Here is a 19,373-nt window from a genome sequence, read left to right on the forward strand (position 1 = left end):
AATCAGGCAAGCTTGCGATTGAGCAGAGGGCGGATCAGGAGGAACAAGGCGGCCGTCAGCAGCGTTAACACCAGAAGGCAGGTGGTGCCGGTAACGGATCCGTAGGGCGCTTCCAACAGAACCGATGACAGATCAAGCGGGCCGGCATACGCGGCACGAATGGGTTCAATCGCGAAGGTAAGGGGATTTAGCGATGCAAGCCAGCCCAGCCAGGGAGGCATGAAACTCAAAGGGGCCAATGCCGTGCTCGCGAATAGCAGGGGCAGGTTGGCCACAAAGATCACCGCAATCAGTTCGATGTGACCCGGCAGGGCAAAGGCCAGTCCGAGGCTCAATGCTGTGACTGCGAACACCAGCAGCAGCAACGTGACCATCACCAGCAGCAAACCAGCCGCGCCTGGCCACCCATAACCGAGCAGAGATGCCGTGAACATGATCGCCAGGCTCTGCACAAGACTCAAGGTCGTGATGTAAATCACAGAGGCCAGAACAATCGAACTGCGACTGCGCAGCGGAGCGACCAAAAGGCGGTTCAGAAAACCGAATTCACGGTCGAACATCACTGGAAGCCCTGCATTGAGCGCAGCACTGAACGCGGTGAACACAATCACCCCCGCTCCGAGAAAACGCCCATAGCTCATGCCTCCCGGCAGCAGTCCCTCAGGTGCACGTGAGAACAGTGCACCAAACAGAACCAGCCAGATCAATGGCTGAAGCACACCGGCCACCAACGTGGATGGCCGCCGTTGCAGCTGAAGGAACAAACGTCGCGTGAGAGCGAGGGTTTCCTGCAGAAGCTCGGCAATCGCCGAGCCGTTGTCGGAGTTGGAGGGATTTGTACCGAGGGCAGGACTGGTCATTGACAAGACGGAAACTGAAAGAACATCAGGGGAGGCATCAACGCATCGACTGGCGTCGCTCTTGCTTGGGATCGCGTTGACCAGCCACGGCAAGCTCGGCATCCATCAGCGTGCGGCCCGTGGCCTGCAGATACACATCGTCGAGGCTGGGACGACTCTGTGACAGGGAAAACACTTCGAAAGCCTCGCTCGCCAACCGTTGCTTCAGCGCTGCAAGGACATGCTCACCATCGACAACGAGATTGAGTGAATAACCCTGAGCGCGATTAATCACGATCCGTCTGACGCCGTCCACCACTTCGAGAAGTTGACGAACGTGTTCCGCTTCCGGCTGGTCACTGAATTCGCGCACTCTCAAAGTCACCCGATCTCCACCGAGCTCACGTTTCAGGGCTTCTGGGGCACCCTCGGCGATCACACGACCGGCATCGATGATCGCCATCCGATCAGCAAGTGCTTCCACTTCCTCGAGATAATGGCTGCTCAGCAGAATCGTGGTCCCCTGATCGCGAAGGTCTCGAAGCACCTCCCAAATCACAGCGCGACTTTCGATATCGAGACCGACCGTCGGCTCATCCAGAACAAGAAGCTGCGGTTGATGGAGCAATCCCGAAGCCAGATCCAGGCGACGTCGCATGCCGCCCGAGTAGGTGCCGCAGCGACGATCAATCCAGTCACCCATCGACATCCGATCCACCAGTTGATCAATCCGGTTGTTCCGGTCCTGACGCGGCAGATGGTAAAGATCACCTTGGAGTGCCAGGAGTTCGCGCCCAGTGAGGATCTTGTCAATCGCCACCTCCTGAGCCACGTACCCCATCAGTTGACGAACCGTTCGAGGCTCCTGAAGCGCGTCCACCCCAGCAACAACGACACGTCCTTGGTCAGGGGCAAGCAGTGTGGCCAGGATGCGAAGTGCGGTGGTCTTTCCAGCTCCATTCGGCCCCAGCAATCCGTAAAGGCAGCCTGAGGGAACCGACAGGCTGAGTCCGCTCAGAGCCGAAACGGTCCCATAGGACTTTTCCAGTTGATCCAGCTCAAGCAGTGACATCCGCCCATAGAAACAATCCTTTGAAATCTAGGAAGCAATCCCAGGGAATCCTGCACTCAGCGTCATCAGCCATCCCCTCAGCTGCAGATCGAACAGAGAAGCAGCATGAAGACGGCTGATGATCAGCAACAAGCAGATCCCGAACAGATAAAGAATCGACCAGCGAAACAGCCCTTTGGCTCGATCAATGCTGTCAGGCTCTTCGGCGAGTTTGCCGATCATCTGCAGCAAACGTCCGTTGAACGGAAGCAGCAGCAGGCCATAGAACAATCCTCCCTCCGGCAGTGCCCAGATCCCGAGCATGCTGATCAACACGGTTGCCCAGCCATAACGGCGAATGGCGCGAGCTGTCACCACAGACCCCTTCACCACAGGCAGCATGGGAATGCCGACGGCTCGGTAGTCATCGCGCAGAAGCAGGGCCAAAGCCCAGAAATGCGCCGGCGTCCAAACCATCACGAGCGCGAAGAGCCACCAGCCGCTCAGTCCCACATGTCCGGTGGCTGCCGCTGCGCCCACCAAAGGAGGAATGGCACCAGCGACACCGCCAACCACGATGTTCTGGGGTGTTCTTGGCTTGAGCAGGGCTGTGTACAGCAAGACATAGCTGCAGAGCCCAAGCAACGACAGCCCTGCGGCGAGACAGTTCACACCACTGACCAGCAGCGTTGCCGCCGCCAGGGTGCAGGAGATTGCACCGATAAAAGCAGCTGTTGGCGACAGTCGACCCGAGGGCAACGCACGGCCGCTGGTGCGCTGCATGCGGCCATCAAGTTCCTGCTCCCATAGGCAGTTGAGGACTCCTGCGGCTGCGGCCGCAAGCGCTCCACCACCGAGGGTGCAGACCAGCCGCGGAGAGGAAAGTGGCCAGCCCTCGGTCAGAGCCATACCCCCGAGTGTCGTGGCCAACAACAGAGGGATCAGTCGCGGTTTGGCCACCTCAAGCCAGGGAGGCAGCTTGATGCGCTTGCGCGATGGAACAACCTGTTCGCGCGTGAGTGGAGCCGAGGGTGCAGCTGTGGTGGAACTAGCCATGACAGGCCTCCAGGGCGGAAGAGTCGAGAACGACGGGCAGTGGATCTGATGAAGCTGGTTGACGCCTGCAGGTCAGGCCGGCGAGAACGGCAACCAGAAGACAAGCCACGAGCTGATGAGCCACGGTCACTGCGGGCTGTGAAAGGCCAAGACGCAGCGTTGTGACACCAAGGCCGATCTGCGTGCCCACCAGCAAAGGAGCTGCCAGCAGAAGCGGCCACTGCTCTCGACCCCAGCGACCACTGAGCAAGGCCACCAGCACGAACAGCAGCACACAAAGAGCAGCCGGCGTGGCCGCGGCACGATGCCAAGACAGCCATTGACAGGACTGGCCAGCCTCAAGACAGCGCTGTGAGGCCCAGGACGTGGCCATGCCAGCACCCAGAAGGCACTGAGCTGAAACCGCCAGCACACTGAATGAACCGAGAACGATCCACCAGCGAGGGGCCGCAATGGACTGGGGGGATGCGAGCAGAGTCTGGGTGAGACCACTGACCGTGATCACCAGCATGAGAGCCAAGGCCAGATGAGCCGTGACCACGCCGGAAGGCAACAGCTTCAACACCGTGAGCGCTCCAAGGCCTCCCTGCAGCACAACCATCAGCACCAGAAGCGCGCTGAGCGGCAGCAACCATCCGGGCAGATCGCGGCGATACCACCACACGACTGACATCTGCACAAGAAGTGCCACACCGACAACAAAGGCATCGAGACGGTGAAACCATTCGAGGAAGACCTGGACGTTCATCTGCCGACCAGGCAGCAGACTGCCGTAACAAAGAGGCCAATCAGGGCAGGCAAGACCTGCCTCCATGACCCTCGTCGCTCCGCCGATCACCACCAGAGCCACAAGGGCCACCACGAGATGGGCAGCCAACTGAGCCAGGCGAAGACGAATCGGATTGATAGACGATGCAGTCAACGCAAACTCCTTAATGGAGATGGTTATCCACGGAACGTAGCCGTCTGAATCAGAACGGCACGATGTGTAGCCGACTGCAACATCTGCAATCTCAGACTTGATGCGACTTTGCTGACAAGAGAGCCCTGGAACTCAGAAAAGCCGAAGGATTTTCAGGCTTGCTTAACAATCAACGCGTGGTGATTATTAACCAACCTCCATAGCCTGAAGAGACACAAGTTGAGGTCCGGGGTGCCCATCCCCTCAGCAATTCTCACCCTGGTCTTAGGAATGCTCCTCGTCCTCGGGGGGCTGTGGATCGGTCAGAACATCAACCTTCTTCCAGTTGATGCCAGTGCCAACGCGCCGATTTACGACGAGTTGTTTCGCGTTTTGTTCAGTATCGGCACAATCCTTTTCGTAGGAATAGTCGGATTAATTCTTTTCAGTCTTGTGCATTTCCGTCGCCGCCCCGGACAGCTCGGCGATGGATTGGCTTTAGAGGGAAATCTTCCACTTGAAGTGTTCTGGACTGCAGTACCGGCAATCGTCGTTCTTTTTGTTGGTCTCTACAGCTACGACATTTACGAACGCATGGGTGGGATGGTTCCACTCGGCCATGGCAACCATGGTTCGGAGACAGTGGTTGATGAGCGCGTCTGGGGTGGCATCGGCTCGACGCAGGACTCCCAGACAGCCACGACGGCGGGGATCCCGCCCCTGCCCATCGAGGTGACAGCGATGCAGTTCGCATTCCTCTTCCATTACCCCGACGGTGACTTCATTTCCGGAGAAATGCATGTGCCTGTCGACCGACCCGTTTCACTGCGGATGGAGGCCAAGGACGTGATTCATGCCTTCTGGATTCCGGAATTTCGCCTGAAGCAGGACGTGATCCCCGGACAGCCGACGGTGCTCGACTTCACCCCAACCCGCACTGGCAGTTACTCGATCGTATGCGCAGAGCTCTGCGGCCCTTACCACGGAGGCATGCGCTCGAGCGTCGTGGTCGACAGCGCCGATGACTTCGACACCTGGCTCCAGTCCAACCGAAAGCTCCCCGCTGCTGAAGCATGACAATCACAGCTCCCCAACAAACAGCGCCTGCGTCACCTTCTCTGCAGCCAACGGGATGGCTTCGCTATCTGAGCTTCAGCGTCGACCACAAGGTGATCGGTCTGCAGTATCTCGTGTGCGGATTTGCCTTCTATCTGGTTGGTGGCGCCATGGCAGGCGCGATCCGAACCGAACTGCTGAGTCCGGTTTCAGACTTCATGGCCAGGGATGTTTACAACCAGATCCTCACCCTGCACGGGACGGTGATGATCTTTCTCTGGATCGTTCCGGTGGTCAACGGAGCCTTCGGAAATTATCTGATTCCCTTCTATGTGGGCGCCAGGGATATGGCCTATCCCAGGCTGAATGCGGTTGCCTTTTGGCTGATTCCTCCAGCAGGACTGATGCTTATCAGCAGCTATTTCATCACGGGTGCTGCCCAGTCGGGCTGGACAGCGTATCCACCGCTCAGCATCACAACGCCTGCTACCGGTCAGATCATCTGGATTCTGAGTGTTCTGCTTCTGGGTGGAAGTTCAATCTTCGGCGGCATTAATTTCATCGCCACAATCCTCAAGCTCCGGCGTCCTGGGCTGAAGCTGATGCAGCTTCCGATGTACTGCTGGGCGATGCTTGGCACCAGCATTCTCGTGGTTCTCTCCACTCCAGTTCTTGCTGGCACACTCATTATGTTGAGCTTCGATATTGTTGCTCACACAGGTTTCTTTAATCCTGGAATGGGCGGGAATGTTGTCGTTTACCAACACCTTTTCTGGTTTTATTCTCACCCAGCTGTTTACATCATGGTGCTGCCTGCCTTTGGCCTGGTGAGTGAAATTCTTCCGGTTCACTGCCGAAAGCCTCTGTTCGGATACACAACCATGGTGTATTCGATCATGGCCATTGTTGGTCTTGGATTGGTGGTATGGGCTCACCACATGTTCACCAGTGGCACTCCACCCTGGATGCGTCTGTTCTTCACGATTGCGACAGCCTTCATTGCGGTTCCGACTGGAATCAAGTTCTTCAATTGGCTGGCAACACTCTGGGGAGGTCGAATCAGTTTGAACAGTGCTGTGCTGTTTTCCTGTGGCTTCATTGTGAACTTCGTGCTCGGAGGAATCACTGGTGTCGCACTGGCACAGGTTCCGTTTGACGTTCACGTTCATGACACCTACTTCGTTGTTGCCCATTTCCACTACATCGTCTATGGAGGCTCGGTGTTTGTGATTTTCGCTTCGATCTATCACTGGTACCCCAAAATCATCGGACGCATGCTCGATGAGCATCTCGGGCGTTTGCATTTCCTGCTGACCTTCGTTGGCTTCAACCTCTGCTTTGCTCCCCAGCACTGGCTTGGCCTGAACGGCATGCCTCGACGGGTTGCCGAATACGACCCGCAGTTTGAGCTCGTCAACCAGATCAGCAGCGCAGGAGCACTGTTGATGGCCATCAGCACCCTTCCTTTCCTCTGGAATGTGATCGCCAGCGCCTTTTACGGTGCCATCGCAGGCGATAACCCCTGGAGAGCACTCACTCCTGAGTGGCTGACATCATCACCACCACCGGTTGAGAACTGGAAAGGAGATCCCCCTCTGGTGACCCATCCCTACGGCTACGGCACCCCCGCCGACGAAATCGATCTGAACTCCGCCAGCGGCAGTGATCTTTGGAGAAGCGGTCAATGACATCCCTCACTCCTCAAAATGCTCAGCTTGATCACATTGATAATCACGGAGCAGAGCACGGGGCTGAACATCCGGATCACCGCATGTTTGGCCTGGCCGCATTCCTCGTGGCTGATGCCATGACCTTCGCAGGCTTCTTCGCCGCTTATCTCACCTTCAAGGCAGTCAATCCGTTGATGCCAGGTGCGATTTATGAGCTTGAACTGCCGTTGCCAACACTCAACACCATTCTGCTGTTGGTGAGCAGTGCAACCTTTCACCGCGCTGGCGTGAATCTGCGCAGACAGAACAACGAACGCTGCCGGCTTTGGCTGATGCTGACTGCCGGTCTCGGTCTGGCCTTTCTCGCCAGCCAGATGGTGGAGTACTTCACTTTGCCCTTTGGCCTCACGGACAATCTCTATGCCAGCACCTTTTACGCCCTCACCGGCTTCCACGGTCTGCACGTCACGCTGGGGACCCTGATGATCCTGATTGTGTGGTGGCAATGCCGCACACCTTCAGGTCGTGTCAGCGCCAGCAATCATTTTCCGCTCGAGGCCGCCGAGCTCTACTGGCATTTCGTGGATGGAATCTGGGTCATTCTTTTTGTGATTCTGTACCTGATCTAACGAGCATCGAAATCGAATCAAGTGAAAGAACTTCGACGTAATCCTTGCCCGGGTTGCAGTCTGGAGTCAGAATTGATGTGTCTTTTCCGATAGACATGCTGGTTGGAGAGGAATTACTGAACAAGGCGCGAGCTCTCAGCAACCGCCCTGAAGATGAAATCGCCCGAGGTTGCGGTTATGTCGGTCCGAGTGGCCGCCTGATGCGCAAAAGTTTTTACAGAGCCCTGGTGGAAGCCAAGGGGTACAAACTTCCCTCCAGCAATGGTGGTTCAGGCGGAGGCAGCCGAGGACGTCAGGCCGAGTTCCGCACACGCGTTCATGGCAACGGCAATCTTCTGATCGGCCACGCCTACACCAAACGCCTTGATCTTGTTCCTGGCCAGGAATTCAAGATTGAGCTGAACAAGGATTCCGGCACGATCACGCTTCTGCCGCTGGCCGAATCCAGCTGACTCAATCATCCCTGACTGTTCAGTCAGGGCATCGATCATCCAAGGGGATCAGCCAAAGCATTCACCCAAGGAGACAGCGATCAGCTGTTCCTTGGGTTTGTTGTTTCCGGCGGTTTTGTTCAAGCGATGGCAGGAGGATCCTGGCCTTCATCGATGCTGGCGCTGAATGCAATCAGCTCGATTCCACTGAACAGGAAGCTGATGCCGACCAGCGTTCCGAGCACCCATAGCAGACCCCAGAACTTAAGGGTGACGATGAGCAAGCCCAGGATGAAGGTGATGACGCCGTTGGCAATCGCCCATCCAGCGCCGGGCTGACCGTTGTTGGCCAGTCCGTTGAAGAAGGCCACGACACCCTCCACAAGGAAGACGATGCCGATGGCCAAGGCAAATGCAGCAACTTGCTCTGCGGCTTCACCGGGATCACGGAAGTTACCGATCATCGAGCCGCCGGCCACGATGAACAACGTGGACACCACCAAACGCCAGAAGCAAATCCAACGCCCCATCCGACCGGAACGAGCAAGGTTGCTGATCCAGCCGACCACACCGCCGACGAGAAACAGCACGGCAATCACACCTGTGGTCCAGAACGAAGCGATGACTGGGAAAATCAGGGCCAGGACGCCCAAGACAATCAGCAGAATGCCCTCTGCGATTGAGAAGGCTTTGAAGGTGCCCAGAGATTCAGAGCGGTCCTCGGAATTCATGAACAGTTCAGAGTGAACAACATCCGAAAGGTATTGAGACCTCACAAATCCCGCCATGGTTTGTGGACGCCGGTCAACCCCAGCCGTGCTCTGCAAGCCAGGCAGCGCTGACCGGGGGTGTTTTGTCTTGGGGGCCACCGGCACTGATCAGCCGCTCCGTGTAGCGAGCCAGCAGATCGATCTCGAGATTCACCTCATCACCCACCTGCAGATCACGCAGGGCAGTCACCGACCACGTGTGGGGAATCACGGCCAGCCAGAACCGTGCACCTGCATCAGCACAACCCGCCACCGTAAGGCTGATGCCATTCACCGCAACACTGGCTTTATCGCAGATGTAGCGACCGAAGTCCGCATCCCGCCAGCGCAGTTCCAGATGCCATGACTGAGGCAGAGACTCCACGGCGACCACTTCACCGATGCCATCCACATGGCCGCTCACAAGATGTCCGCCCAAACGGTCGGACAGACGCAGTGCAGGTTCGAGATTCACCGATCCTCCTCCGGCGGCCTTCGCACCCAGGGTGGTGCGCTGCAGCGTCTCCTCACTCACATCCGCCAGAAAGCCGTCACCCACCAGTGAAGCCACCGTGAGGCAGACACCGTCGACGGCGACGCTGTCACCAAGCTGCAGTGGAGAGAACGCGCTGCAGCCCTCGACGAGCAGAGCACGACCACGTCGCTCGACCTGACCGACCGCCTGGACCAACCCCGTGAACATTGCCCATCTCCATCCCCTCTGCACTGGTCATAATCGAGAGAGCGGCGGAGCCGTACTTGATCGAGATGAGCGTGGCGGGAATCGCCCTGGATGCCAGCAGCCGCAGTCCGATCGTGCTGCTGCGGGACCCATCCCGAAGTCGCCAGGTGCCGATCTGGATTGATCAGGCTCAGGCGCACAACATCATGGCTGGCCTCAATGACTCGCCTCAGCCCAGACCCCTCAGCCACGACTTGATGGCTGCATTGCTCGACGCAGGGGGATTGCAGCTGGAGCGGGTGATCATTCACGCGATTGAAGACAGCACCTTCAGGGCCGTCCTACGCCTTTGCGACAGCGATAGCGACACCACGATGGCCGAAACAGATGACCTTGATGCTGCTGTGGACGCGGATGACAACCTCCTTGAGATCGATGCACGCCCTAGTGATGCGATCGCACTGGCCATCCGCACCGGCAGCAGCATCTGGATGCTTGAGGAGGTCGTTGCGGAAGCCTCGATTGCCGTGGATGCCGAAGCGGATGCAGAGGATCGCGATGAATTCCGTCGCTTCCTCGACGGGATCAGTCCCGCAGCCCTGGGACGACACCTGGAATCACGCCAGCCGGGGGACCCCAGAGACGCCCAGGGCGACACCCCGGCCCCTTGAGCAGCACACTCCCCCGGCCTGTTCTGCGTCGCTCATTTGGCGATGGAGCCGATGTGAGCCTGTTCACGCTCGGCACCATGCGCGCCCTCCAGTCTCCGGAGCAGATGCTGCAGGTGTTACGCGCAACTATTGCGGCTGGCATCAACCATCTCGAGACAGCACCTGCCTATGGGCCCGCTGAAGCTTTTCTGGGCAAGGCCCTGGCACAACTCAACAAGGAAGGCTCAGCACCTGCCGACGGTGGCTGGGTGATCACCAGCAAGCTGCTTCCCGGACAGAGTTTTCAGGCTGGGCGCAAGGCTCTCGAGGCCAGCCTCGGCAGGCTCGGGATCGACACCCTGGACAATCTGGCCATTCATGGCCTGAACCTGGACAGCCATCTCGACTGGGTGCTCTCCGGCGAGGGAGCCCGGCTGATCGACTGGGCCCTCACAAGTGGCAAGGTCCGCCAGGTGGGCTTCAGCAGCCACGGGTCCAATGCTCTGATCGAGCGTGCAATCGCCAGTGACCGCTTTCGGTTCTGTTGCCTGCATCTGCATCTACTAGACCCAACGCGCATGCCTCTGGCACAGCGAGCTCTGGAGCAGTCAATGGGCGTACTTGCGATTTCACCAGCAGACAAGGGTGGTCGCCTGCAGGCACCGAGTGATCTTCTCAAAGCTGACTGCAGTCCCTTCCAGCCCCTGCAGCTGGCTTATCGCTTTCTGCTCGCAGCTGGCATCAGCACACTCACCGTGGGAGCCCAGAGCGCCGCAGACCTCAAACTGGCTCGATCACTCGCATCCAGCGACGGTCCATTGGATCTCGAGGAGCAAAGGGCGCTCGCACAGCTTGAGCAGCTGCGGGAGAGTCGTCTGGGGCATGAGCTCTGCGGCCAGTGCCGTGCCTGCCTGCCATGCCCCAATGACGTTCCAATCCCAGAGCTACTGAGGTTGCGCAATCTTGCCCATGGCCATGACCTGATGGAATTCGCCGGGGAGCGCTACAACCTGATCGGCCGGGCCGGGCACTGGTGGGAAACGGTGGATGCGAGCCAATGCGACCGCTGCGGTGACTGCCTACCGCGCTGCCCGCACCAGCTGCCAATCCCCGAGCTGCTGGCGGAGACCCATCGACTGCTGGCAGCCGCGCCGCGACGGCGGCTATGGGGCTGACGCCTCCCAGAGCTGCTGCAAACGTTGCTGCTCGGCAGCATCGGGTGGCAACAGCATCCAGCTTTGTTCCCAGACCGATTGCTGCGGAAGCACGAGAGGGCGCAGTCGCAGCGGAATCCGAGCTTGCGCTCCAACAAGCTCCCCCCTGGGCAGTGGCGGAATCCAGCCCTGTGCCAACAAACGAGACAGCAACGGTTGCTTCCAGACCTTCAGCACCCATTCCTGGGGAATGGGTTCAGCGGTCTGGGAAGGCCGAACCAGCAGCGTCCAATGCAGTGGTGCGCCTTGCTCTGGCAGCACAGCCGTGAGCCTGGGATCACGCTGGAGGGTCGCCATGCAGCGCTGCAGAGGCAGCACGGCAACCCTGGCATCGCCCTGCAGCAGCCAGTTCATGCCGAAACGGTCATCAAAACTGAGAGCCGACGCACGCAGGCGACGCAAGGCATGGCCATCTCCCATTCTCTCGGCGAGAGAGATCAGCAATCTCGGGCTGGAAGGCAGCAGCAGCTTGCCCTTGAGCTCTGGGTCGAGCAAAGCGTCCCAACCAGCCTCCAGCGCTGGAGATGTCTTGCCATCACGCCGAATCACCATGACCCACGGGCTGAAGGCCACCGGCAACAGCAGGTTCTTCCAAGCCAGAGGAGCCTCGTTGAGGAAGCGTTGGCCAAGGGGGCCGATCCTCGACTGAAGAGCCTCAGCAGCGATCGCCTGCAAACGCTCAGGGCTGATCACCGACAACCAGCCGTCGTTCAAAGCCAACAGGTCCGTTGGCGACGGCCACGGACTCTCTAAAGCAGTCGCCCCTGAAAGCGCATGGAAATGCCAGGGGCCCGGCAGATCACGACGCCAAATGGACGGCAGAGTTTCTGGTGATGCTCGCAGCGTGGGAACCGATCCTCCCCGGCTGCAGCCGCTGAGCCCGGCAGCAGCTGTCACAGCAGCGAACTGGAGAAACCGACGACGGTTCAACAATGGCGCCGGGACGACAACAGGCTTCATGCTCCGAACCTACGGGGCGACAGTGCCTGCATGACCAGCCGCGAGCAACTGATCGACGGCCCGATCACAGGACTGCACGAGAGTGTCAACGGAAACCCCTCTCCATTGAGCCAGGAGAGCCAGGCCACCGGCACCAACTCCTTCCTTCACGTGGCCCTGCTCGAAGTCGCGCAGGCGCGCGTGGCGGCTCGCAGAGAATCGCAGGCCAGCGGCATAAGCCTGCAGTGAAACGGAGTAGTGCTGCTCCACATTGCTGAGCAGCGTGATCAAGGAAGAGTCAGATGTTCCAGCCTGCAGACGCTCCGCGGCAAGCCATGCAGTCGTTCCGATCAGAACCCGATCGCAGAGCTGCTGACGACGCTCAACGGGAACCGCATGAAGCGCCAGCGCAAGCACCGCAGCCATCTGACTGCCACCGGCAAGCAGAACGGGCTGATCCGCATCGAGCATCCCGATTAACAGCCCTGTGGCAAGGGCCTGAAAAGGATCACCCACGGCCGCGAGCAAGGCCTGTGCATCGATGCTTGGGGGGCCAGGCAGGCGAGACAGACCCTCGCTCACCAGCTGCTGCTTGAGCGCCATGGGGGGATGCAAAGCACTGCCACTGACGAGTGCCTGAACAGGCAACCCCAGCCCCGTCAACACGGCCAGGGCTGTGGTGGTGCCGCCAGGAACACATTCCGCCAGCAGCAGTGGACGACGCAGTCGTTCCCCAAGGCGCCGACCACGATCCAACAGCTGCTGCACCCGTTTGGGCTGCATCGCACGGCCGCTGGAGACGCACCCAGCCAGACCGGAAGCTGGATCTTCAAAGCGGAGATGGGGAAACTGCGGTGGCATCGGCAATCCGAGAGCTGCAATCTGCGGATCGAGACCGAGCTGCTGGCAGACCACCCAGCTGATCAAGGCTGGTGACACCCCCGCTGGGAGAAGTGGCAGGCACCAGAGCGGAGGCACGGATGGTCCCCTCAGCAGCAGTTCCGCATCGGCCAGTGCCGTTGTACGGCGTGCTGCTGGAGTGCAGCCCGCCGCGGAGATTCCCGGTTGTTCGGCGGTCCTTGTGGACGCGAGCACCAACAATAGATCCGGCAGCGGTTGCGCAGGGTCAGACCAGAGGCTTGCAAAGCGAGTTGCTTGAACCGTGGCGGGCGAGCCGGTCAGACGACGCACCCCAAACGGAGGGTCAGAGGGGGTCGAGGGCGACCAGTCCATGAAGCAGCGGTGGAGGGTCAGGGACGGGGGCCTGCAACCGGGGGAAAATCCAGTAGGCCAGTGCGTGGAGAGCGAGGACGTACACCAGTTGCTGAATGAGCACAAGAGCGAGCGCCATCAGTTGAACCAGCAACAGATCAGGTGCAAGCGGTAACTGCAGCAATTCCAGCAGCCTGTCCAGCAGCCCTGCACCAGCTCGGGTGATGATCACCCAAAGGTTTTCACCCACCAACAGAGAAAGCGCAACAACCCTTACAAGGAATCCGGCAGCACCGATCAGCAGGCCGATACCCCAGCTCAGCCACCAGCTGCAGCGATGCAGCCAGCACCAGCCGAGCCAAATGGACAGGAGGCCATAGGGAAAAAGCATCAAGGGTCCACGCACCGGCCCCATCAACGCGATCAGCAAAAGAATCGCCACGGCTAGGCCCTCGACCCCGGCACGGGCACCTCGACGGACCGCCAGCAGGGCGAGTGGCAGAGGCAAGGCAAGGCGGAACAGAGCTCCACCAACCGGGAGGTAATAGAGCGCCAGCCAGATCAAAGCAGCCGCGGCCGCCAGATAGGAGGATTCCATCATCCGCAGGGCCTGGCGATGGCTGAGGGCTGGTCGCATCAGGAAGCAGGCTTCGGCTGGAGGTTGGAGGACTGATTCCGATCGCTGGCGGGCACTTTTTCGATGGTCTCCACCTCAAAACCAATGCCAGCTCGGCGAAGAGCCTCCGTGACTCCCTCCGCAGGAGCAGCTGGATCTGCTGCTGAGAGGCGAATCATGATGCGATAAGGCAGGGTGCGCTCCGGAGTGGATCTCGGCTTAGGGCTATGGGTCGCAACTGCCGGTGCTGGCGATTGTTCACGTTCGGATTTGCGTTCGGACTCGTCGGACTCGGTCGCGTCCCCATCCTTGCTGACACTGGCGGTTGGCTTGTCGTTCTCGTTGACCTTGGACTGCTGCTCGCCCTTGTCGGCAACCACGCTGGTGTCTGGATCGGCCTTGGCGCCAGCTGGGCTGACATCCCCAGCCTGAGAGTCAAAGCTTTCAGACAGTCGCTGGCCGAATGGTGTGCCATCACAGGCCTGCAGCAGCATCAGCAAGGGCAACAACGACCGAACGAACAGCCTGATGCCCATCAGGAATCGGCAGGGCGAATCACGCGCACGGCACTGGCACGCAACCGACCTGACTTCGTTGTGGCGGGAGGCCTCTTGGCCGCAGGCTTCTTGGCTGCGGGCTTTTTGGCTGCGGGCTTTTTGGCTGCGGGCTTTTTGGCGGCAGGTTTCTTGGTAGTGGAAGCCTTACGGCCACCCTTCTTGCTGGCGGCCTTGGCCTCCAGCAGCTCCACCGCCTGCTCGAGGGTGATGTCGTCAGCACCCTTGCCTTCAGGAAGTGAGGCATTGACCTTGCCCTGCTTCACATAGAGACCGTAGGGGCCGTCATAGACCTGAACCGATTCATCACTGCCCTCAGGCTTACCGAGATCCTTAAGCGCAGTCCGACCTCCTCGACCACGCTTGGGCATGGCCAGCAACTCAAGAGCACGGGTCAATCCCACTGCGAGGACATCGTCATCGCCCTTCAGCGAGCGGTAGTCCTTCTCACTCTTGCCCTTGTCCCAAACCACGTAGGGGCCGAAACGACCCAGTCCAGCCTGAACCCTGCCACCGTCAGGGTGCTCTCCCAGCAGCCTGGGCAGCCGCAGCAGCCCCAGAGCATCATCGAGGCTGAGATCCTCTGGCTTCACTCCCTTGGGCAGCGATGCACGCTTGGGCTTGGGGTTCTCATCACTCACCTGCCCGCGCTGCACATAGGGACCGTATTGACCAAACAGCAGATAAACAAGATCTCCGGTTTCCGGATCTTCACCTAAGGCCTCAGGCCCATCAGCCTTCTGCTTGAGGATGAGCTCGGCCTGATCGTGATCGAGATCGGCGGGGGTGATCTCACGCGGAAGGGTGGCCTTGATCAGCTCCTCCTCACCGTCGTCTCCAACACGTTTGGCTTCGAGATAAGCACCAAAGCGGCCGATTCTGACCACACAGGGAAGGCCCTCGAGGTCGATCGTGCGTGAGGCACCAGGGTCGATATCGCCCTCCCGCAGGTGCACCTGGGATTCCAACCCCTCGTTGCCCTTGTAGAAGCTCTCTAGATAAGGCAGCCACTGCACCTTTCCGTGAGAGATCTCATCAAGGGTGTTCTCCATCCTGGCGGTGAAGGAGGTGTCAACCAGATCGGGGAAGTGCTCCTCGAGCAGAGCCGTTACCGCAAAAGCGGTGAAGCTCGGCGTGAGTGAATTGTTCTGGAGCGCGGCATAGCCGCGATCCACGATCGTGCCAATGATCGAGGCGTAGGTGGAGGGCCTACCGATCCCCTCCTTCTCGAGCATCTTGACCAGGGACGCTTCTGAGAACCGTGCCGGAGGCTGGGTCTGGTGGCCGAGCGCCTCAACGTCTTTGAGCTTGGGAGAATCCCCCTGCTTGAGCGCTGGCAACAACACTTCCTGGCCTTCCAGGGCCGCATCGGGATCATCACTGCCCTCCACGTAGGCACGGAAGAAACCAGGAAAATCGATGCGCTTTCCATTGGCACGGAACACCGCATCAGCAGCACTCAGATCAACCGACAGCATGGTGAGGCGGGCCTCAGCCATCTGGCTGGCGACGGTGCGCTTCCAGATCAGCTCGTAGAGAGCGAGATCCCTGCCATCGAGACCTGTCTCCTGTGGAGCACGAAAACTCTCACCGGCAGGACGAATCGCTTCATGCGCCTCCTGTGCATTGCGGGCCTTGGTGCTGAACTGCCTGGCCCCCTTGCTCAGATAATCCTTGCCGTAACGCGATTCCACGCAGCTGCGGGCAGCGCTGATCGCCTGATCAGAGAGATGCACCGAATCGGTGCGCATGTAGGTGATGAAACCACGCTCATACAGACCCTGCGCACATCGCATGGTTTCCCTGGCAGAAAGCCGAAGCTTGCGGTTTGACTCTTGCTGCAGGGTGCTGGTTGTGAACGGCGGAACGGGCCGTCGCACCGTGGGTTTTTCCTCCACAGACGTGACGCTCCATGCCACCGACTGAACGGTTTCGGAGAGCGTCAGGGCATCGCTTTCACTCAGAAGGCGGACCTTGCTCCCGGCCTTGAGCTCGCCGGTGTTTTCATCAAAATCATTGCCGGTGGCAATGCGCTGCCCCTCCAGGTGGGTGAGCTTGGCGTCAAAACGACTGCCGGCCTGCTCGAGACCAGCCTTGAGGTCCCAGTAACTGCCGCTGCGGAATGCCCGACGTGCACGTTCCCGTTGCACCAGCAGACGCACAGCCACGGACTGCACACGTCCCGCGGACAGGCCCCAGGCCACCTTCTTCCACAACAGAGGCGACAGGGTGTATCCCACCAGACGGTCCAGGATGCGTCGCGTCTCCTGGGCATGCACGAGTTCCATATCCAGCTCACGGGTCTGGTCAAGAGCCCGGCCAATCGCCTCCTTGGTGATCTCGTGAAACACCATGCGTTTCACCGGAACCTTCGGTGCAAGCAGCTGCAACAGATGCCAGCTGATGCTTTCACCCTCTCGGTCTTCATCAGTCGCCAACAAAAGCTGGTCAGCACCTTTAAGAGCGTCCTTCAGCTCCTTGACCGTTTTTTTCTTGTCCTTCGGCACCACGTAAAGGGGCTCGAAATCAGACTCGGTGTTCACGCCGAGATTGGCCCACTTCTGGCCCTTTTGCGCTGCTGGAATCTCACTGGCGTTGTTCGGGAGATCGCGCACATGCCCCATGGAGGCTTCCACCCGGAAGTCCTTGGGAAGGAATCCACGGATGGTGCGGGCCTTGGTGGGGCTCTCAACGATGACCAGGGTGTGCGCCAAAAGAGGGCAGATAACCGTTCCCTTCTTTATCGCACCGCCGCTCCAGTTGCAGCGAATACGCGCGATGCCACAAGGAGGAACGGAAGCGCGGCTAAAGTCGCCCGAACCGCTCTGCCCTGCGCGCGCCATGCCCGAGATGGGTGCCTTGCTTCTCGACACCCAGCCTTTGGCAGCGCCGGGTGATCTTCTCAATCTTGCGCTGAACGCCGGTGCGATTGCCCCGGAAGGAGCAGTTCTGCTGGCGATGCTGGCCACCCTGCTGGTGGATCTGGCAGGAGAAAAAGTCTCTGTGCGCTGGGTCCCACCCATTTGTTACGCCGGTCTGGGCACAGCTCTGGTGTTGCTTGCCCTGCAGTGGAACGCTCCACTGGAGCCATCGTTCCTGGGCGCATTTCTTTCCGATCACCTGGCGATTGCCTTCAGGGCCGTCGTGGCTTGCTCAACTCTGCTCTCCTTGCTGATCAGCTGGAGGTATGCCGAACAGGGAGGAACCCCTGTTGGTGAATACGCCGCCATCCTTCTAGCAGCAACGCTTGGGGGCATGTTGCTCTGCGGTGCCACCGATTTGGTGAGCATTTTTGTGTCTCTGGAAACGCTGTCGGTCGCCAGTTACCTGCTCTCCGGGTACATGAAACGCGATGCGCGCAGTTCGGAAGCAGCGCTGAAATATTTGCTGGTGGGTTCTGCCGCAGCTGCGGTGTTTCTTTACGGCTCCTCACTGCTTTATGGACTCAGCGGCTCCACCAGCCTGGAAGCGATCGGGCAGTCACTGCTGACCAGTCCGACCCCTCTAGCTGCTCTGGCACTGGTGTTCGTGTTGGCAACCGTGGCGTTCAAGATCGCTGCAGTGCCTTTTCACCAGTGGACACCAGACGTCTACGAAGGATCACCAACACCGGTGGTCGCCTTTCTGTCTGTGGGTTCAAAAGCCGCCGGTTTCGCCTTGGCTCTGCGCATCCTGGTGGGCTGTTTCGGCAGTTTCGACACGCAGTGGAAGCTGCTGTTCACCGTTCTGGCGGTGCTCAGCATGACCCTCGGCAATGTCGTTGCGCTCGCCCAGACCTCGATGAAACGCATGCTGGCCTACAGCTCCATCGGTCAGGCCGGCTTCGTGATGATCGGCTTGGTGTGCGGCACCGAGGACGGTTTCGCCGCCATGGTCCTCTATATGGCGGCCTACCTGTTCATGAACTTGGGGGCCTTTGCCTGCATCATCCTGTTCTCGATTCGCACCGGCAGTGATCGCATCTCCGATTACGCCGGTCTCTATCAGAAAGATCCTCTGATCACGCTTGGGCTCAGTCTCTGCCTGCTGTCACTGGGAGGCATCCCACCGATGCTGGGTTTCTTCGGCAAGATCTATCTCTTCTTTGCGGGCTGGGCTGATCACCAGTATCTGCTGGTGGTGGTGGGACTGATCACCTCAGTGGTGTCGATCTACTACTACATCGGAGTGATCAAGATGATGGTGGTCAAGGAGCCCCAGGAAGCCTCCGATGCAGTGAAGTCCTATCCGCCAATCCAGTGGAACACCATTGGACTGCCTCCACTGCGTGTGGCACTGGTGACCTGCGTGGTGGTCACCGCAGTGGGTGGAATCCTCTCCAATCCGCTCTTCCAGTGGGCCAATGATGCGGTGGCAGGAACCCCGATCCTGCAACAAGCGATCGCCAATGCCTCCGGAGCCACCCTTGGCTGACGGAGCGGCGGCTCAACGCTCCCCCGTTGCTGAATTGCGCGGAGTCGACAAGATCTATGGAAGCGGAGCTGGCCTGGTCAGAGCTCTTGATCAACTTGATCTAACCGTGCGCAAAGGCGACTATCTCGCCGTGATGGGTGCCAGCGGCTCCGGCAAAAGCACTGCGATGAACATTCTGGGCTGCCTCGACCGCCCGAGCAGCGGCTCCTATCACCTCAATGGGAGTGCAGTGGAGGAGCTTGATGACGATGCCCTTGCGGATCTGCGCAATCAACAGCTGGGTTTCGTGTTTCAGCAATTCCATCTACTGCCTCACGCGACGGCTCTCGAGAACGTGATGCTGCCGATGATCTACGCAGGGCTTTCACCCCAGCAGAGACGGGACAAAGCCAGAGAAGCGCTGGACCGTGTGGGCCTTGGGGAAAGGATGCAGAACAAGCCGAATCAACTTTCCGGCGGTCAACAGCAAAGAGTGGCCATTGCGAGGGCCATCATCAACCAGCCTGCTCTTCTTCTGGCCGATGAACCCACAGGCGCCCTCGACTCACGCACCACGGATGACGTACTGAATCTGTTCGATGCCCTGCACGACCAGGGCATCACGCTGGTGCTGGTCACCCATGAAGATGATGTGGCTGCTCGTGCCGAACGGGTGGTCCATTTCCGTGACGGCCGAGTTGAGCGCTCTGATTAGGCTGGTTCGTGGGTGTA

General features: G+C 59.4%; 19 protein-coding genes. 8 read left to right on the forward strand and 11 right to left on the reverse strand.

The window, feature by feature from the left end; all coding sequences use genetic code 11:
• Positions 1 to 2: 2 nt before the first annotated feature.
• From SynMITS9220_RS09870 to SynMITS9220_RS09885, 4 genes are read right to left on the reverse strand one after another with little or no spacing between them, the layout of a single operon-like run.
• On the reverse strand, positions 3 to 860 hold the full coding sequence (locus SynMITS9220_RS09870) for an ABC transporter permease (protein WP_186988967.1): 858 nt from the start codon (positions 858 to 860) through the stop codon (positions 3 to 5).
• A gap of 37 nt (positions 861 to 897) precedes the next feature.
• Positions 898 to 1,911 carry an ATP-binding cassette domain-containing protein gene (locus SynMITS9220_RS09875; RefSeq protein WP_115125117.1) on the reverse strand — a complete coding sequence of 338 codons (1,014 nt, stop codon included), beginning with the start codon at positions 1,909 to 1,911 and terminating at the stop codon, positions 898 to 900.
• A 27-nt stretch (positions 1,912 to 1,938) separates the two neighbouring features.
• The gene (locus SynMITS9220_RS09880; RefSeq protein WP_186988969.1) at positions 1,939 to 2,946 is read right to left on the reverse strand and encodes a heme o synthase; all 1,008 of its coding nucleotides are present in this window, start codon (positions 2,944 to 2,946) and stop codon (positions 1,939 to 1,941) included.
• Positions 2,939 to 3,868: a heme A synthase gene (locus tag SynMITS9220_RS09885; RefSeq protein ID WP_186988971.1), complete on the reverse strand. Its 930-nt coding sequence runs from the start codon at positions 3,866 to 3,868 to the stop codon at positions 2,939 to 2,941. Before SynMITS9220_RS09885 ends, SynMITS9220_RS09880 begins: the two co-directional genes overlap by 8 nt.
• Before the next feature lie 231 nt (positions 3,869 to 4,099).
• On the opposite strand from SynMITS9220_RS09885, the gene SynMITS9220_RS09890 reads away from it, so the two are divergent.
• The 4 genes from SynMITS9220_RS09890 (at position 4,100) to SynMITS9220_RS09905 (ending at position 7,654) form a co-directional block, all read left to right on the forward strand.
• Entirely contained in the window at positions 4,100 to 4,924 is an 825-nt protein-coding gene (locus SynMITS9220_RS09890; RefSeq protein ID WP_186988973.1) for a cytochrome c oxidase subunit II, read from the forward strand.
• Positions 4,921 to 6,591, forward strand: a complete 1,671-nt coding sequence (gene ctaD, locus SynMITS9220_RS09895; protein WP_186988975.1) for a cytochrome c oxidase subunit I — start codon at positions 4,921 to 4,923, stop codon at positions 6,589 to 6,591. The genes SynMITS9220_RS09890 and ctaD overlap by 4 nt, the downstream gene beginning before the upstream one ends.
• On the forward strand, positions 6,588 to 7,202 hold the full coding sequence (locus tag SynMITS9220_RS09900) for a cytochrome c oxidase subunit 3 (RefSeq protein WP_186988977.1): 615 nt from the start codon (positions 6,588 to 6,590) through the stop codon (positions 7,200 to 7,202). The genes ctaD and SynMITS9220_RS09900 overlap by 4 nt, the downstream gene beginning before the upstream one ends.
• A gap of 95 nt (positions 7,203 to 7,297) precedes the next feature.
• Positions 7,298 to 7,654, forward strand: coding sequence for an AbrB family transcriptional regulator (locus SynMITS9220_RS09905; RefSeq protein WP_067092772.1), 357 nt, complete (start codon positions 7,298 to 7,300; stop codon positions 7,652 to 7,654).
• 119 nt (positions 7,655 to 7,773) lie between these two features.
• Here the strand turns inward: SynMITS9220_RS09905 and SynMITS9220_RS09910 are convergent, their stop codons facing one another.
• Together SynMITS9220_RS09910 and SynMITS9220_RS09915 are read right to left on the reverse strand one after the other, a co-directional pair.
• Entirely contained in the window at positions 7,774 to 8,364 is a 591-nt protein-coding gene (locus SynMITS9220_RS09910; protein WP_186988979.1) for an HdeD family acid-resistance protein, read from the reverse strand.
• A 73-nt stretch (positions 8,365 to 8,437) separates the two neighbouring features.
• Positions 8,438 to 9,085, reverse strand: a complete 648-nt coding sequence (locus SynMITS9220_RS09915) for a riboflavin synthase (RefSeq protein ID WP_115125123.1) — start codon at positions 9,083 to 9,085, stop codon at positions 8,438 to 8,440.
• A 65-nt stretch (positions 9,086 to 9,150) separates the two neighbouring features.
• Here SynMITS9220_RS09915 and SynMITS9220_RS09920 point away from each other — a divergent pair, with 65 nt between their 5' ends.
• Together SynMITS9220_RS09920 and SynMITS9220_RS09925 are read left to right on the forward strand one after the other, a co-directional pair.
• A complete protein-coding gene (locus SynMITS9220_RS09920) occupies positions 9,151 to 9,735 on the forward strand; it encodes a bifunctional nuclease family protein (protein ID WP_186992089.1) in 585 nt (194 codons plus the stop codon).
• 77 nt (positions 9,736 to 9,812) lie between these two features.
• Complete coding sequence (locus SynMITS9220_RS09925; protein ID WP_186992091.1) at positions 9,813 to 10,889, forward strand: aldo/keto reductase; 1,077 nt, start codon at positions 9,813 to 9,815, stop codon at positions 10,887 to 10,889.
• On the opposite strand, the gene SynMITS9220_RS09930 is transcribed toward SynMITS9220_RS09925, so the two are convergent.
• Genes SynMITS9220_RS09930 through topA form a run of 5 tightly spaced genes read right to left on the reverse strand, consistent with a single transcriptional unit; the run spans position 10,878 to position 16,963 of the window.
• On the reverse strand, positions 10,878 to 11,888 hold the full coding sequence (locus SynMITS9220_RS09930; RefSeq protein WP_186988981.1) for a twin-arginine translocation signal domain-containing protein: 1,011 nt from the start codon (positions 11,886 to 11,888) through the stop codon (positions 10,878 to 10,880). The two genes, SynMITS9220_RS09925 and SynMITS9220_RS09930, sit on opposite strands and share 12 nt — an antisense overlap.
• A 9-nt stretch (positions 11,889 to 11,897) precedes the next feature.
• Complete coding sequence (locus SynMITS9220_RS09935; RefSeq protein ID WP_370594331.1) at positions 11,898 to 13,058, reverse strand: nicotinate-nucleotide--dimethylbenzimidazole phosphoribosyltransferase; 1,161 nt, start codon at positions 13,056 to 13,058, stop codon at positions 11,898 to 11,900.
• A 13-nt stretch (positions 13,059 to 13,071) separates the two neighbouring features.
• Complete coding sequence (locus SynMITS9220_RS09940) at positions 13,072 to 13,716, reverse strand: DUF2232 domain-containing protein (RefSeq protein ID WP_115125127.1); 645 nt, start codon at positions 13,714 to 13,716, stop codon at positions 13,072 to 13,074.
• Complete coding sequence (locus SynMITS9220_RS09945) at positions 13,716 to 14,231, reverse strand: hypothetical protein (RefSeq protein ID WP_186988985.1); 516 nt, start codon at positions 14,229 to 14,231, stop codon at positions 13,716 to 13,718. Before SynMITS9220_RS09945 ends, SynMITS9220_RS09940 begins: the two co-directional genes overlap by 1 nt.
• Positions 14,231 to 16,963, reverse strand: coding sequence for a type I DNA topoisomerase (topA, locus tag SynMITS9220_RS09950; protein ID WP_186992093.1), 2,733 nt, complete (start codon positions 16,961 to 16,963; stop codon positions 14,231 to 14,233). The genes SynMITS9220_RS09945 and topA overlap by 1 nt, the downstream gene beginning before the upstream one ends.
• Positions 16,964 to 17,090: 127 nt before the next feature.
• On the opposite strand from topA, the gene SynMITS9220_RS09955 reads away from it, so the two are divergent.
• Together SynMITS9220_RS09955 and SynMITS9220_RS09960 are read left to right on the forward strand one after the other, a co-directional pair.
• Positions 17,091 to 18,662, forward strand: coding sequence for an NAD(P)H-quinone oxidoreductase subunit N (locus SynMITS9220_RS09955; protein WP_067092752.1), 1,572 nt, complete (start codon positions 17,091 to 17,093; stop codon positions 18,660 to 18,662).
• Positions 18,637 to 19,356, forward strand: coding sequence for an ABC transporter ATP-binding protein (locus tag SynMITS9220_RS09960; RefSeq protein ID WP_186988987.1), 720 nt, complete (start codon positions 18,637 to 18,639; stop codon positions 19,354 to 19,356). The genes SynMITS9220_RS09955 and SynMITS9220_RS09960 overlap by 26 nt, the downstream gene beginning before the upstream one ends.
• Positions 19,357 to 19,373: the final 17 nt, after the last annotated feature.

It is taken from the genome of Synechococcus sp. MIT S9220 (assembly GCF_014304815.1).
Classification (GTDB): Bacteria; Cyanobacteriota; Cyanobacteriia; order PCC-6307; family Cyanobiaceae; genus Synechococcus_C.